Origin of the sequence: Flavobacterium sp. N502536 (assembly GCF_025947345.1) — a bacterium.
Lineage (GTDB): Bacteria > Bacteroidota > Bacteroidia > Flavobacteriales > Flavobacteriaceae > Flavobacterium.
In genome coordinates, this window is record NZ_CP110011.1 from 1,184,225 (window position 1) to 1,198,840 (window position 14,616).

The following is a 14,616-nucleotide window of genomic DNA, read 5'->3' on the forward strand; positions in this document are numbered from 1 at the left end:
GTAAAGATAACGAAATTAAAATCCAAACAAAAAAACCTTCCAGACATTGGACAGTCTGAAAGGTTTTTTTAATATCTATACTTCTAAGAGATTTATCCTGCAATAACAGCTCTCGAAATTACAATTTTCTGAATTTCTGAAGTTCCTTCGTAAATCTGGGTAATTTTTGCATCACGCATCAAACGCTCTACATGGTACTCTTTTACGTAACCATTACCTCCATGAATCTGAACCGCCTCAACAGCTGTATCCATCGCCACTTGTGAAGCAAACAATTTTGCCATTGCACCACTAATGTCATAATTTTTATGTTGGTCTTTATCCCAGGCCGCTTTCATACACAAATGACGAGCTGCTTCGATATTAACAGCCATATCTGCCAATTTAAAAGCAATTGCCTGATGGTTGCAAATTTCAGTTCCAAAAGCTTTACGCTCTTTAGAATATTTCAAAGCAAGTTCATAAGCTCCTGAAGCAATTCCTAAAGCCTGAGAAGCAATTCCGATACGACCTCCTGCAAGAGTTTTCATTGCAAATTTAAATCCGAAACCATCTTCACCAATTCTGTTTTCTTTAGGAACTTTTACATCACTAAACATCAAAGAGTGTGTATCAGAACCACGGATTCCCATTTTTTGTTCTTTTGGTCCAATAGAGAAGCCCGGCATATCTTTGGTCATGATCAAAGCATTGATTCCTTTGTGTCTTTTCTCCGGATCAGTTTGTGCAATCACCAAATAAACAGAAGCTGTATTACCGTTTGTGATCCAGTTTTTTGTTCCGTTTACCAAATAATGGTCTCCCATATCGATCGCAGTTGTTTTTTGCGAAGTGGCATCACTACCCGCTTCAGGCTCACTTAAGCAAAATGCTCCGTGAATCTCTCCTGAGGCTAAACCTGGTAAATATTTTTGTTTTTGTTCTTCAGTTCCAAATTCTTGTAGTCCCCAACAAACCAGTGAGTTGTTTACAGACATAACTACAGAAGCCGATGCATCGATTTTTGAAATCTCTTCCATAGCAAGTACATAAGAAACTGCATCCAATCCGCTTCCGCCATATTTAGGATCAACCATCATTCCCATGAATCCTAATTGCCCCATTTTTTTAATTTGCTCTGTCGGAAAAATTTGTTTTTCGTCACGTTCGATAACACCTGGCAGCAATTCGTTTTGAGCAAAATCTCTTGCAGCTTGTTGAATCATTAAGTGTTCTTCGGTAAGATTAAAATCCATAGTTATTCTGTTTTATTTTTCTCGTCTTAAGTCAATGCAAAATATCAAATTAAGACAATGGTTATTTTTTTGTTTTGTTTTTTTGAATTCCTTTTTTCTGTAAAAAGGCTTCCAAAGATAATTTTTAAATACGAGTTTAACAATGCATGCATATAAATTTAATAGATCGACAACAATTACGATAACGTTTTCGTTATAATCTTAAAAATTTAGCGCAACACGCATCAACTTTGCAATGATTTCTTTAAAAATCAAGAATAAAAGTCGTCATTCAAAAAGCATTTTCCTAAAATTTTAGTAAAACTTTAGCTCTAAAAAGATTAAACAATCCTTAAAATTTGTTAAATCGCGTAAAATAACTCTTACTAATTTGATTACTAATCCCATACGGACGAAAAAAACCAAATAACAACGAAAAAAACATATTTAATAACGCCCAATAATTGATAAATTAACATTATTTTTGCCTAAAAATTATAATATCGATAGAACATGAAAAAGATTTTACTTTTACTTACATTCCTTTTTAGTATACAATTCTCGACAGTTTCTGCCCAGACTCAGCTTGATGTGAATGGCGTTACAGTTCCAAGAAAAATTGAATTTCAAGGCAAAACTTTACAACTTAACGGTGCTGGAGGCAGATCAAAAATGTGGTTGGAAGTTTATGTTCAGGCCTTATATTTATCGCAGCTAAGTCAGGATCCTCAATTTATTATTGACAGCGATACTGAAATGGCGATCCGAATTGAAATTACCTCTTCAATGGTTTCTTCAGGTAAACTGACCAAGGCGATGAATGCCGGATTCGAAAAATCGGCAGGAAGTAATCTTGCTGAATTGCGACCTCGAATTGAACAATTCAAAACGTACTTAAGTGATATGATCACCGAAAAGGATGTATTTGTTTTGGCTTACAATCCGCTTGATCAAACCATCAATGTCTACAAAAATGAAAATCTGAAAGGAAAAATCTCCGGATTTGATTTCAAAAAAGCTTTATTCGGAATCTGGCTTTCAGACAAACCTGTTGACGAAACACTGAAAAAACACTTGTTAGGAATATAATTTGTGAAATTTATAAAATTCGAAGGCCGAAAACGCATTGTTTTCGGCCTTCTTTTTTTTGTTTGATAAAATTTGACGCGAGATACATTATTCGCATTATTCTATTTTATACTTTTACGCAAACTAAACATATCTCAACAAAATGAAAGATTTATTACAGCAATTTGAAAATAAAGCACCTGAAATTGTTTTTAACTGGAAAGATTCCGAAACAGAAGCCGAAGGATGGACTGTTATCAATTCGCTACGCGGTGGAGCTGCGGGTGGAGGAACAAGAATGAGAAAAGGCTTAGATATGAATGAAGTTTTATCCCTGGCTAAAACCATGGAGGTTAAATTTTCAGTTTCGGGACCTGCCATTGGAGGTGCCAAATCCGGAATAAATTTTGACCCGAACGATCCACGCAAAAAAGGCGTTTTACAACGTTGGTACAAAGCCGTTTCTCCTTTATTAAAAAGTTACTACGGAACTGGTGGAGATTTAAATGTAGACGAAATTCACGAAGTAATTCCAATGACCGAAGAGTGTGGTGTATGGCACCCGCAAGAAGGTGTTTTCAACGGACACTTCAAACCAACCGAAGCAGATAAAATTAACAGAATCGGGCAATTGCGCCAGGGTGTAATTAAAGTAATCGAAAACCCTAAGTTTTCTCCTGATGTAACCCGCAAGTATACCGTAGCTGACATGATCACTGGTTATGGTGTTGCCGAAGCAGCTCGTCATTTTTATGCTATTTATGGTGGAGACATCAAAGGTAAAAAAGCCATTGTACAGGGATTTGGAAATGTAGGTTCGGCTGCCGCTTTCTATTTGGCCGAAATGGGCGCAAAAGTAATCGGAATTATTGACCGCGACGGAGGATTAATAAAAGAAGAAGGTTTTTCATTTGAAGAAATCAGAACTTTGTTTTTAAACAAAGACGGAAACAAACTGGTTGCCGACAACATGATTCCATTTGAAGAAATCAACACCAAAATCTGGACTATCGGTGCCGAAATTTTCACACCTTGTGCCGCTTCAAGACTGGTAACACAAGCTCAAATTGACAGCCTGATCGCAAACGGATTAGAAGTTATTTCGTGTGGAGCAAACGTTCCTTTTGCCGACAAAGAAATTTTCTTCGGATCTATTATGGAAGAAGTGGATCGCAAAGTAAGTTTGATTCCTGATTTCATTTCAAACTGTGGAATGGCAAGAGTTTTTGCTTATTTCATGGAGAAAAAAGTTCAAATGACAGATGAGAATATCTTTAACGATACTTCAGAAATTATAAAAAATGCGATTGTTAAAGCTCACACTTTAAATTCATCCAAAACAAACATCAGTGCAACCGCTTTTGAAATTGCATTGAAACAATTAGTATAATTTTCTTTATACTTTTATTCTAAACGAGCTAAATTATTTGGCTCGTTTTTTTTTGTTCAACCACTAAGTTTTTACACAAAGTCGCAGAGTCGCAAAGTTTTGCTTTTTAAATTTTTTCTTTGTGACTCTGCGACTTTGCGAGATTAAAAAACAGCTTTTCGAACTTTGTAAACCTTTCGGTTAAATTCTATACCACGCTTTCATTGTAAACAATTTTTAGTACTTTTAAACGTTTTTATTTAATACAATTACAAAACCCGGAATCAAAATGAATTTTACGAGTTCTTCAGATAAAAAGAAATCGCTACTAATATCTACAGCTATTTATGCTGTTTTACTTTTGCTTTTATTTTTCATACGTTTCTGGCCTCCTTACAATCCCGAAAATAACGTAGCACTTGCCAGTGGCGGAGGCGGAGGTGGCGTTACAGTAAACTTTGGAGACAGTGATTTAGGTTCGGGAGCCAATTATAAAAGTGAAGTTTTACATGTAAAAAACGAAGCCCGACAAACTCCGGCAAAAGCAACACCTGACGAAGCAATTCTGACTCAGGAAAACGCAACGACCGATGAGAGTGTTGTAATTCCAACCAAAGAAAAATCTAAAAAACCAACCCCTGTTGTAAAACCTGAAGCAAAACCAATTCCTGAAAAACCAAAAGTTTCCAATTCGACAAACGATGCTTTGTCCAGTATTTTAAAAGGATCGAACAAAGGTGGTGACGGTGATGATAAAGCAGCAGGAAACAAAGGAAAAGCAAACGGTAGTTTAAGTTCTAATGGCTATTATGGTACAGGTGGTTCCGGAGGAGGAACTGGCGGCGGCAACGGAACCGGACATGGAATTGGCACCGGAAGCGGTTATGGTCCGGGAAGCGGCGGTGGCTCTGGTGGCGGATCAGGTTACTCTTTAGGAAACCGTAAAGCATTATCGAAACCTGCACCAAAATACACCTGCGATGAAGCCGGAAAAGTAGTCGTTGAAGTTACAGTGGATCAAAATGGAAGAACCATTAGCGCAACTCCGGGAATAAAGGGAACAACCAATACTGCAAGATGTTTACTAGATCAGGCCAAGATTGCAGCAATGAATACAAAGTGGGATGCCGACAGCAATGCTCCTGCAAAACAGGTTGGAAAGATAATCTATAATTTTAGTTTAGATTAAAACACGAATTGCACGGATTTACACGAATTAAAAAAGGCTTTCTGAATAATCAGAAAGCCTTTTTTAATACTCTATTGCGGCTAGTTTGTCATTTCGACCGAAGGGAGAAATCACACGAGTAACTCCGCAAAGAATTTAGTTGTGAAATGTAAGATGTGAAATGGATAATTTAAAATATGAAATGTGATCTTAGCTTTAGCTAAAAGTGATTATCCGCTTGAGCGAAGTCGAAGAGTTTGCCAATTGGAGTGGAGCTTCGACTTCGCTCAGCCTGACAACGGTTTACCACAAAGTTGTCATTTCGACGCAAGGAGAAATCCTCACGAGTAACTCCGCAAACAAAACCCAATCTTTATCGATCAACTAGTGTGATTTCTCCCTTCGGTCGAAATGACAAAGACGCCCCTTTTCGTTTGTTAATGCAATGGTTTCGTATCCCGAAATGACAAAATTATATTATTCCTTTTTTTGCGTGAGGGATAGCAGCAAGCTACCGAAGTAGCGCGGATAGCCCGACCGCAATAAAAAAATGGGCAAATCAACGTTATGCTGAATAGCCCATTTTTTTATTGTGGTCACGCCCTAATCGATACTCTTACTTTGGGCTCGTAGCAATTACAAATTTCAAATTGTTCTTCACTCCAATCTGCAGTACATCGACTAAATCCTGAACCTGAAGATTAAACGGTATTCGAACTACAACAGTTTGCTGTTTGTCTGTTCCCATTTTTGACATTAAAGTCGTTTCCAAAGCATCAAATTCAACCGGAACTTTATCGATGTAAAATTTTTTATCTTCGGTAACAGACAAACTGATGAGCTGTTTGTTTGTTTTTTCATTGGCTTTCGCTTTCGGCAACGTCATTTTAATAACATTCGGATTTGCAAGCGTTGAAATGATAAGAAAAAACAACAACAGGAAAAACATAATATCACTTAATGATGAAGTAGCCACCTCGGCATGAAATCTTCTTTTTCGCTTAATAGACATAGCTTATGCTCTTTGAATTATATTGACAAATTCTAATATTTGTTTCTGAATTTTTAAAGCAAAATCATCAATTTTCCCATTCAGCAAATGGTAAGCACTATACGCGATAATCCCCACAATTAATCCCGAACCCGAACTGATCATTTTCTCATATAAACCTCCTGAAATATTTCCGATACTAATGTTTTCGGTAACAGAAATACTATAGAAAATTTTAATTACTCCCGAAATAGTTCCAATAAAACCAAGCGTTGGGGCGATCCCGGCAATAAGTCCCAGGTGTCCTAAACGTCTTTCCATTTCACCAATTTCAATATCGGCCGCACGGTCCATATTAGATTCGATTTCAGCAATTGGTCTTCCAATCACCAAAACTCCTTCTTTCAAAATATTTCCGGCTGCAGTATCACTTCTTTCCACAATGGTTCTGGCCAATTCGATATTACCTGCGTTTAGTTTATCCCCAACATCCTGTATTAATCGGCTATCGATTCTGGAAGCTTTGCTAATGTATAAGTAACGTTCTATTATGATATAAAAAGTATAAAACAATAAGATGGCAATTGGAATTAGAAAAAAACCTCCTTTTAAGATAAATCCTAAAACAGAGATTTCGGTATTGGGTGCGATTTTTTCGATAACTACGTTAGATGCGTTTGCAATGGTATCTGTTTGTAATTGAATGAAACTAAACATATATTAATTCTTGTTTTTAATAATTAATTCTAAAAAATATTTGAAATTTGCAATAAAGATAATTTTCGCTCTCTTATAAAACTAAAAAAAACGAAAATTATTTCAATTCACAACTATTTTATCTCAATTCAATGAACTATCAGGAAACCACAAACTGGATGTTTAATCAACTCCCAATGTATCAGCTTCAGGGCGCTTCGGCATACAAAGAAGATCTGACCAATATTAAGTTGCTGGCAGCACATCTTGACAATCCCCAAGATCAGTTAAAATGCATTCACGTTGCCGGAACCAATGGTAAAGGATCAACCTCGCACATGCTGGCTTCAGTTTTACAGGAGGCAGGATACAAAGTAGGACTATACACTTCTCCACATCTCAAAGATTTTAGAGAACGAATTAAGATTAACGGTGAGGAAATTTCCGAAGATTTTGTTTGCGAATTCGTGGCAAAACACAAAAGCTTTTTTGAAGCCAATGATATGAGTTTCTTTGAAATGTCTGTTGGATTGGCCTTCGATTATTTTGCCTCAGAAAAAACAGATATTGCTATTATCGAAGTTGGCCTTGGCGGAAGGCTTGATGCGACCAACATCATTACCCCCCTGTTATCGGTTATTACAAACATCGATTTAGATCATACTCAGTTTTTAGGAAATACGCCTGCTGCAATTGCCGGCGAAAAAGCAGGTATCATAAAACCTCATGTACCGGTTGTCATTGGAGAATACACCTCCGAAACTCAGCCTGTATTTGTGAGTAAAGCCAAAGAAAATGACGCTCCAATTTATTTTGCTTCCGATTTAGTTACAGAAGTCTTTCCTTCTGATCTAATTGGCGATTATCAGTTTCACAATAAAAAAACAGTGCAGCAGACCATTGCCATTTTAAATACTCAAAACGAATTTAAAGTCTCGGATGAAACCTTAAAAAAGGGCTTATTACAAGTGGTAAAAAATACCGGTTTACAGGGAAGATGGCAGCAATTGGGAGAAAACCCAAAAATCATCTGCGATACAGCGCACAACAAACATGGGTTAGCGGTTGTAATGAAACAGATTCAGAAAGAAACTTTTGAAAATTTGCATATTGTTTTGGGAGTTGTAAACGACAAAGACCTCGATTCGATCCTCCCTCTTTTTCCTAAAAACGCACACTATTATTTCTGCAGCCCAAATTCCTCCAGAGGTCTGAGCAATGAAATTTTAAATGACGCTGCTAAAAAGCACGATTTATTGGGAGAAAATTATGAGTCCGTAGCACATGCTTTTGCCGTAGCGAAGAAAAATGCCTCAAAAAATGACTTTATCTATGTTGGCGGAAGTACTTTTGTTGTTGCCGAATTGCCTTTAGGATAAGCAAAGCCTGATGGAATAAAAAAACTTTAAAAAAATCAATTTAATAACAAATTCATAAACAGCCAGATATAATTTATTTTAAAAAAAGTTCTATTTTTTATTCCATTTTCTTTGCAGAACTCAAAAACTAGCGTATATTTGCACTCGCAATCACAAACGATAGCAACCTAGTAAAATAGGGCGATTAGCTCAGCTGGTTCAGAGCACCTCGTTTACACCGAGGGGGTCGGGGGTTCGAACCCCTCATCGCCCACAAAAAACTCCTTAAGCAATTAAGGAGTTTTTTTTTATGCTTACTTTTTCTTCGCAAATCACCGCTGTTGATCAATACAAAAAATCACATTTACACGATTTCCTGAACAGCTTCAATAAACAAATCGATTTCCTCGAAAGTATTGTAATAATGTGGAGATGCCCTGATAGCCCACTCTACTCCCTTTTCATCAAAATCAATAACAGCAAAATTTCGAAAACTTGGCACAACGTTGATTTTTCGCTTCAGCAACTCCTCAACGATAAATCCCGGTTGTGAATCTTTAACGGTAAAAGTAATCAATGCGCCCAACTCAGGTCCTTTATCCAAAACTCTAACTTTAGGATTTTTTGACAATTCATTTCTCATATGTTTTGACAACAGTTGTATTTGCTGCCAAATTTTATCCTCCCCTATATTCAAACAATACTCAATAGCCACTTTACTTCCCAAAACAAGTGCGTAGGCAAACTCCCAATCTTCAAAACGTCTGGCACCGGATTGTGGTTTGTACTCATCTTTTTCAATCCAGTCGGCACCTCTCATATCAATAAATAATGGCTCAAGCCTGGATTTTAAAGCTCTATCCGAAATATAAAGAAAACCGGTACCACGAGGACCTCTTAAAAACTTCCTGATGGTTATACTCAAAAAATCACATGCTAATTCTTCAACATCCAGCTTCATCTGACCTGCAGACTGGCAAGCATCAAGAATATACCAGGTTTTATCGCTATGCTCTTTTGAATAACGTTTGTATATATCGCCTATGCTTTTAACAGATTGAACCAAGCCCGAATTCGTAGGAATATGTGTTATCGCTAATAGTTTTGGTTTAAGAGTAAATAATTTTTCTTCTAAATCATGCAGATCTACACCGCCGATTTCTGCATTTTTTATTCTTATGATTTTTATTCCAAATCTTTTCTGGCATGAAATAAACTGGATTTGATTTGAAATAAAATCATCATTATCCGTCAATATGATATCACCAGGAGAAAACGGGATAGAAGACAATGCGCGAGTATAAGAATCTGTAGCACTTGCCGTAAAAGCAATATTTGATGGATTACAATTAACCAACTTCCCGGCTTGTACGTAAAATTGCTGAATTTCATTTGCTTTTAAAGCAGCTGCTTCGTAGCCCCCGATTTCAGATTCTAACTTTATATGTTCCAAAATAACCTGCGTTACCACATCCGGCATAAGACTTGCCCCTGCATTGTTTAAATGATTTACATTTTTACAACCTATAGTTTCATTTCTAAATCTTTCGATTTCACTTCGTGAAAAAGCACTTTGCATATTTTCCATTAGTTTCATTTATTTATTATTCAACATTATTTTTAAACTCTGCTATACATTCTATTTCAACCAAAGCATCATAAGGCAGCCCTTTAACAGCAACAGTACTTCTGGCCGGAAGGTGTTCGCCAAAACACAAAGCATAAACTTCATTCATTCCGGAGAAATTCTCCATATCCGTCAAAAACACATTTACTTTTATAACATGGTTAAGCGCAAGTCCGGCCTCTTGCAAAACAGTCTGAAGATTTTTAATAGCCCTATGCGTCTGTCCTTTTACATCGGTAACCTCAATTTTCATACTCTCAGGCTTAATAGGTGTCTGCCCGGAGCAGTATAACAAATTACCGCTTTGTATAGCATGCGAATAAGGTCCAATTGGTTTTGGAGCATCCTTTGAAAAATGTACTTTCATCTCTTTTTATATTAAATATTACCTCACAAAACTACTCAGGATTCTCTGCTTTATTTCTGCAAATGAACACGATAAATGACTGATTTGATTTAATTTTACAAGAAAAACAGGCAAAAAATGCAAGCACTAGACGAATACGACAAAAAGCTTTTACAATTCATGCAGGAGAATAATAAAATGACCGCGCAAGAACTTGGAGACTTAGTAAATTTAAGCAGTTCCGCAGTACAAAGAAGATTAACAAGATTAAGAGAAAACAAAATAATAGAGGCGGATGTCTCCATTATAGCACCAAGTATACTAGGACTCACCGTTACCTGCATAGTCGATATTATTCTGGCAGATGGAAATTCGAAAGCCTTAGAAAAATTCAAGGCCTCAATGCGAAAATGCACTGAAGTCATGCAGTGTTACTTTGTAACCGGCACCTACGATTTTGTCATTATTGTAAATGCAGAAAACATGCAGCACTACGAATCATTCGCTAAAAAATGGCTCATGGACAACCCAAATGTCAAACACTTTTATACTCATGTCATAATGGATAAAGTAAAAGTTGGCTACAATCTTGCTATTTAAACTGATATCGTTTTATCAAAAACCAGATCAACACAAAAGCAGCCAAAAAAACCAAAAACACAATCCTGCAAAATAGACGATTTCAGGCACTTTTTTCAGTCCAGACAACCAAAGATCATTATACCGCACAAAACTAAAATTAAACCAATAAAACAATTAAAAATAGCTATGGCGTTCCCCTCCGGGTCGGGCTGTCCGCTAAATCTTTTGCGATAAAAGTTTTCGGGGATTACTAGAAGATTAAAGGTATCGCAAAAGGATACCGCTGCCATCCCTAACGCAGCTTACGGTAAAAAAAAATCCGCTTTAATCCGCGTTTTCGCGCAGCGAATCAGTACCATCCGCGATCTATTTTAAAACAGAAGATCAGCCAAGTATTAAAATAAAGAACAAACAGAAAAAAATCCGTTCCTATCCGCGTTTTCGCGCAGCGAATCAGCACAATCCGCGATCTGTTTTTTAACCGCAAAGTACGCAAAGTATTACGCAAAGCACGCAAAGCACGCAAAGGTCTTTACCACTCAAAACCGCTATAAAACAAAAAACCCTGTTTCGATTAGAAACAGGGTTTTTAAAAAGAAAGGCGACGACATACTCTCCCACATAACTGCAGTACCATCTGCGCAGGCGGGCTTAACTACTCTGTTCGGGATGGGAAGAGGTGAGCCCCGCCGCAATAACCACCTTAAGAAGTTATAATTGCTTTGGGCAATTTTTTTTAATTAATAATTGATAATTCACAATTGATAATTAAAATAATATTTTAACATACTGAGATAAAGAAACATAAATTGTTTAGAAAGTTTCTTCCTCCGGGTTGCCCCGGAGGAAAAGGGTGTACATAAGCTTACGGATTATTAGTACTACTCGACTATGACATTACTGCCTTTACATCTATAGCCTATCAACGTGGTCATCTTCCACGATCCTTAAAAGAAATCTCATCTTGTGGTGGGTTTCGCGCTTATATGCTTTCAGCGCTTATCCCTTCCAAACGTAGCTACTCTGCGGTGCCCCTGGCGGGACAACAGATACACTAGAGGTTTGTCCAATTCGGTCCTCTCGTACTAGAATCAGATCCACTCAAATTTCTAACGCCCACAGTAGATAGAGACCGAACTGTCTCACGACGTTCTGAACCCAGCTCGCGTGCCACTTTAATGGGCGAACAGCCCAACCCTTGGGACCTTCTCCAGCCCCAGGATGTGACGAGCCGACATCGAGGTGCCAAACCCCCCCGTCGATATGAGCTCTTGGGGGAGATCAGCCTGTTATCCCCGGCGTACCTTTTATCCTTTGAGCGATGGCCCTTCCATGCGGAACCACCGGATCACTATGCTCTACTTTCGTACCTGATCGACCTGTATGTCTCTCAGTCAAGCTCCCTTATGCCATTGCACTCTACGCACGGTTACCAAGCGTACTGAGGGAACCTTTAGAAGCCTCCGTTACTCTTTTGGAGGCGACCACCCCAGTCAAACTACCCACCAAGCAATGTCCCCCGCAATACGGGGTTAGGCCTCAGATAAACAAAGGGTTGTATTTCAACAATGACTCCACAACGCCTGGCGACGCCACTTCACAGTCTCCAACCTATCCTACACATCATTTATCCAAGGTCAATACTAAGCTATAGTAAAGGTGCACAGGGTCTTTTCGTCCCACTGCGGGTAAACGGCATCTTCACCGTTACTACAATTTCACCGAGCTCATGGCTGAGACAGTGTCCAGATCGTTACACCATTCGTGCAGGTCGGAACTTACCCGACAAGGAATTTCGCTACCTTAGGACCGTTATAGTTACGGCCGCCGTTTACTGGGGCTTCAATTCAATGCTTCTCCGAAGATAACATCTCCTCTTAACCTTCCAGCACCGGGCAGGTGTCAGGCCCTATACTTCATCTTACGATTTTGCAGAGCCCTGTGTTTTTGATAAACAGTCGCCTGGACCTCTTCACTGCGGCCCCGATTGCTCGGGGCGACCTTTCTCCCGAAGTTACAGGTCTATTTTGCCTAATTCCTTAGCCATGAATCTCTCGAGCACCTTAGGATTCTCTCCTCAACTACCTGTGTCGGTTTACGGTACTGGTACTAATTACCTGAAGTTTAGAGGTTTTTCTTGGAAGCCCTTAGGCGCACTATCTCTTTGTCCGAAGACTCCGAGTACTATCGTATTTCCCCAAGACGCGTGGATTTGCCTGCGCATCTTATAGGTAGGTACTTCAACGAACTATTCCGTCAGTTCGCGGCGCTTTCATCACTCCGTCACCCCATCACAGTAATTAGTAGTACGGGAATATTAACCCGTTAGCCATCGACTGTCCCTTTCGGGTTCGCCTTAGGACCAGACTAACCCACAGCTGATTAGCATAGCTGTGGAAACCTTAGTTTTTCGGTGTGCGGGTTTCTCGCCCGCATTATCGTTACTTATGCCTACATTTTCTTTTCTAACCAGTCCAGCATACCTGACGATACACCTTCAACCCTGTTAGAATGCTCCCCTACCACTTACAATTGCTTGTAAATCCATAGCTTCGGTAATACGCTTATGCCCGATTATTATCCATGCTCGTCCGCTCGACTAGTGAGCTGTTACGCACTCTTTAAATGAATGGCTGCTTCCAAGCCAACATCCTAGCTGTCTGGGCAGACAAACCTCGTTCTTTCAACTTAGCGTATATTTGGGGACCTTAGCTGATGGTCTGGGTTCTTTCCCTCTCGGACTTGGACCTTAGCACCCAAGCCCTCACTGCTGAGAAACATTATATAGCATTCGGAGTTTGTCAGGAATTGGTAGGCGGTGAAGCCCCCGCATCCAATCAGTAGCTCTACCTCTATATAACTTTACGCTCAGCGCTGCACCTAAATGCATTTCGGGGAGTACGAGCTATTTCCGAGTTTGATTGGCCTTTCACCCCTACCCACAGGTCATCCGAAGACTTTTCAACGTCAACCGGTTCGGTCCTCCACTGTGTGTTACCACAGCTTCAACCTGCCCATGGGTAGATCACACGGTTTCGCGTCTAACACTACTGACTAAAGCGCCCTATTCAGACTCGCTTTCGCTACGGATCCGTGACTTAATCACTTAACCTTGCCAGCAACGTTAACTCGTAGGCTCATTATGCAAAAGGCACGCCGTCACCCCACGAAAGGGCTCCGACCGCTTGTAAGCGTATGGTTTCAGGATCTATTTCACTCCGTTATTCACGGTTCTTTTCACCTTTCCCTCACGGTACTGGTTCACTATCGGTCTCTCAGGAGTATTTAGCCTTAGCGGATGGTCCCGCCAAATTCAGACAGGGTTTCACGTGCCCCGCCCTACTCAGGATACCACTATCTATTATACTCGTTACCCATACGGGGCTATCACCCTCTATGGCGTCACTTTCCAGTAACTTCCGGTTCCTTGTACATAAAATGTCGTGGTCCTACAACCCCAACAATGCCGTAACATCATTGGTTTGGGCTAATCCGCGTTCGCTCGCCACTACTTACGGAATCACTTTTGTTTTCTTCTCCTCCGCCTACTTAGATGTTTCAGTTCAGCGGGTTTGCCCACCTATCGGTGTACTATGTCTTCAACATAGTGGGTTGCCCCATTCAGGTATCTACGGATCAATCGGTGTGTGCCCGTCCCCGTAGCTTTTCGCAGCTTATCACGCCTTTCATCGCCTCTGAGAGCCTAGGCATCCCCCATACGCCCTTATTTTGCTTATTGTACCAATCATAAATTTAATTATGACCGTTTTTTTTTGTCTTTTGTTATTAAATAACAAAAAACGCTTTCTACTTTTTATTATTTTCTTATCTCAATATGTCAATGAACTTTTATCCTTTCGGATCTGTGGAGAATAACGGAGTCGAACCGTTGACCTCCTGCGTGCAAGGCAGGCGCTCTAGCCAGCTGAGCTAATCCCCCATTTTTCAATCTTAGATTGTAGAATTCAGATTTTAGATTTCTAATTCTTCTCTAATTTCCTTTGGTGAATTCCAACTTCTAGAATTTCCTTATTTAAGTATTTCAGTCTTTTTTAGTTTGTTGTTATTGTTGTTGTTTTTTATTAATAATTAATAATTAACAATCAACAATTCTAAAAAAGTAGTCCCGGGCAGACTCGAACTGCCGACCCCTACATTATCAGTGTAGTACTCTAACCAGCTGAGCTACGAGACTCT

Annotated in this window: 11 protein-coding genes, 3 tRNA genes and 2 rRNA genes; 7 read left to right on the top strand and 9 right to left on the bottom strand. The window is 39.2% G+C overall.

From position 1 onward, the window contains the following. Window positions 1–92 precede the first annotated feature (92 nt). Entirely contained in the window at window positions 93–1,235 is a 1,143-nt protein-coding gene (locus OLM61_RS05355) for an acyl-CoA dehydrogenase (protein ID WP_264525407.1), read from the bottom strand. A 492-nt stretch (window positions 1,236–1,727) separates the two neighbouring features. On the opposite strand from OLM61_RS05355, the gene OLM61_RS05360 reads away from it, so the two are divergent. The 4 genes from OLM61_RS05360 (at window position 1,728) to OLM61_RS05375 (ending at window position 5,207) form a co-directional block, all read left to right on the top strand. Beyond that, on the top strand, window positions 1,728–2,303 hold the full coding sequence (locus tag OLM61_RS05360; protein WP_264525408.1) for a chalcone isomerase family protein: 576 nt from the start codon (window positions 1,728–1,730) through the stop codon (window positions 2,301–2,303). Window positions 2,304–2,445: 142 nt separating this feature from the next. Further along, complete coding sequence (locus OLM61_RS05365) at window positions 2,446–3,672, top strand: Glu/Leu/Phe/Val dehydrogenase dimerization domain-containing protein (RefSeq protein WP_264525409.1); 1,227 nt, start codon at window positions 2,446–2,448, stop codon at window positions 3,670–3,672. 268 nt (window positions 3,673–3,940) lie between these two features. Then, on the top strand, window positions 3,941–4,840 hold the full coding sequence (locus tag OLM61_RS05370) for an energy transducer TonB (RefSeq protein ID WP_264525410.1): 900 nt from the start codon (window positions 3,941–3,943) through the stop codon (window positions 4,838–4,840). 217 nt (window positions 4,841–5,057) lie between these two features. After that, entirely contained in the window at window positions 5,058–5,207 is a 150-nt protein-coding gene (locus OLM61_RS05375; RefSeq protein ID WP_264525411.1) for a hypothetical protein, read from the top strand. A gap of 228 nt (window positions 5,208–5,435) precedes the next feature. Here OLM61_RS05375 and OLM61_RS05380 read toward each other — a convergent pair whose 3' ends face one another. Both OLM61_RS05380 and OLM61_RS05385 read right to left on the bottom strand, forming a co-directional pair. Next, window positions 5,436–5,831 (bottom strand): ExbD/TolR family protein, encoded by a 396-nt coding sequence (locus tag OLM61_RS05380; RefSeq protein ID WP_264525412.1) that lies wholly within the window; start codon window positions 5,829–5,831, stop codon window positions 5,436–5,438. A 3-nt stretch (window positions 5,832–5,834) separates the two neighbouring features. Further along, on the bottom strand, window positions 5,835–6,527 hold the full coding sequence (locus OLM61_RS05385; RefSeq protein ID WP_264525413.1) for a MotA/TolQ/ExbB proton channel family protein: 693 nt from the start codon (window positions 6,525–6,527) through the stop codon (window positions 5,835–5,837). Window positions 6,528–6,658: 131 nt separating this feature from the next. Between OLM61_RS05385 and OLM61_RS05390 the strand changes: the two genes are divergently transcribed. Beyond that, window positions 6,659–7,885: a bifunctional folylpolyglutamate synthase/dihydrofolate synthase gene (locus tag OLM61_RS05390; protein ID WP_264525414.1), complete on the top strand. Its 1,227-nt coding sequence runs from the start codon at window positions 6,659–6,661 to the stop codon at window positions 7,883–7,885. Between the two features lie 178 nt (window positions 7,886–8,063). After that, a tRNA-Val gene (locus OLM61_RS05395) sits at window positions 8,064–8,138 on the top strand. Window positions 8,139–8,228: 90 nt separating this feature from the next. Here the strand turns inward: OLM61_RS05395 and OLM61_RS05400 are convergent. Both OLM61_RS05400 and OLM61_RS05405 read right to left on the bottom strand, forming a co-directional pair. Next, window positions 8,229–9,461, bottom strand: a complete 1,233-nt coding sequence (locus OLM61_RS05400) for an aminotransferase class V-fold PLP-dependent enzyme (RefSeq protein WP_264525415.1) — start codon at window positions 9,459–9,461, stop codon at window positions 8,229–8,231. A 7-nt stretch (window positions 9,462–9,468) separates the two neighbouring features. Then, a complete protein-coding gene (locus tag OLM61_RS05405; RefSeq protein WP_264525416.1) occupies window positions 9,469–9,858 on the bottom strand; it encodes a RidA family protein in 390 nt (129 codons plus the stop codon). Between the two features lie 117 nt (window positions 9,859–9,975). On the opposite strand from OLM61_RS05405, the gene OLM61_RS05410 reads away from it, so the two are divergent. After that, window positions 9,976–10,437: an Lrp/AsnC family transcriptional regulator gene (locus tag OLM61_RS05410; RefSeq protein WP_264525417.1), complete on the top strand. Its 462-nt coding sequence runs from the start codon at window positions 9,976–9,978 to the stop codon at window positions 10,435–10,437. Window positions 10,438–11,015: 578 nt separating this feature from the next. Here the strand turns inward: OLM61_RS05410 and rrf are convergent. The 4 genes from rrf to OLM61_RS05430 form a co-directional block, all read right to left on the bottom strand. Continuing rightward, window positions 11,016–11,125 (bottom strand): 5S ribosomal RNA (gene rrf, locus OLM61_RS05415). A gap of 149 nt (window positions 11,126–11,274) precedes the next feature. Further along, window positions 11,275–14,158, bottom strand: a 23S ribosomal RNA gene (locus OLM61_RS05420). A 127-nt stretch (window positions 14,159–14,285) separates the two neighbouring features. Then, a tRNA-Ala gene (locus OLM61_RS05425) sits at window positions 14,286–14,359 on the bottom strand. A gap of 181 nt (window positions 14,360–14,540) precedes the next feature. Continuing rightward, window positions 14,541–14,614: transfer RNA gene (locus tag OLM61_RS05430), tRNA-Ile, on the bottom strand. Between the last annotated feature and the right edge of the window lie 2 nt (window positions 14,615–14,616).

Bases quoted from the DNA above. Each gene is read 5' to 3' on its own strand.
- OLM61_RS05355 (WP_264525407.1), bottom strand. From the start codon at position 1,235: ATGGATTTTAATCTTACCGAAGAACACTTAATGATTCAACAAGCTGCA.
- OLM61_RS05360 (WP_264525408.1), top strand. From the start codon at position 1,728: ATGAAAAAGATTTTACTTTTACTTACATTCCTTTTTAGTATACAATTC.
- OLM61_RS05365 (WP_264525409.1), top strand. From the start codon at position 2,446: ATGAAAGATTTATTACAGCAATTTGAAAATAAAGCACCTGAAATTGTT.
- OLM61_RS05370 (WP_264525410.1), top strand. From the start codon at position 3,941: ATGAATTTTACGAGTTCTTCAGATAAAAAGAAATCGCTACTAATATCT.
- OLM61_RS05380 (WP_264525412.1), bottom strand. From the start codon at position 5,831: ATGTCTATTAAGCGAAAAAGAAGATTTCATGCCGAGGTGGCTACTTCA.
- OLM61_RS05385 (WP_264525413.1), bottom strand. From the start codon at position 6,527: ATGTTTAGTTTCATTCAATTACAAACAGATACCATTGCAAACGCATCT.
- OLM61_RS05390 (WP_264525414.1), top strand. From the start codon at position 6,659: ATGAACTATCAGGAAACCACAAACTGGATGTTTAATCAACTCCCAATG.
- OLM61_RS05400 (WP_264525415.1), bottom strand. From the start codon at position 9,461: ATGAAACTAATGGAAAATATGCAAAGTGCTTTTTCACGAAGTGAAATC.
- OLM61_RS05405 (WP_264525416.1), bottom strand. From the start codon at position 9,858: ATGAAAGTACATTTTTCAAAGGATGCTCCAAAACCAATTGGACCTTAT.
- OLM61_RS05410 (WP_264525417.1), top strand. From the start codon at position 9,976: ATGCAAGCACTAGACGAATACGACAAAAAGCTTTTACAATTCATGCAG.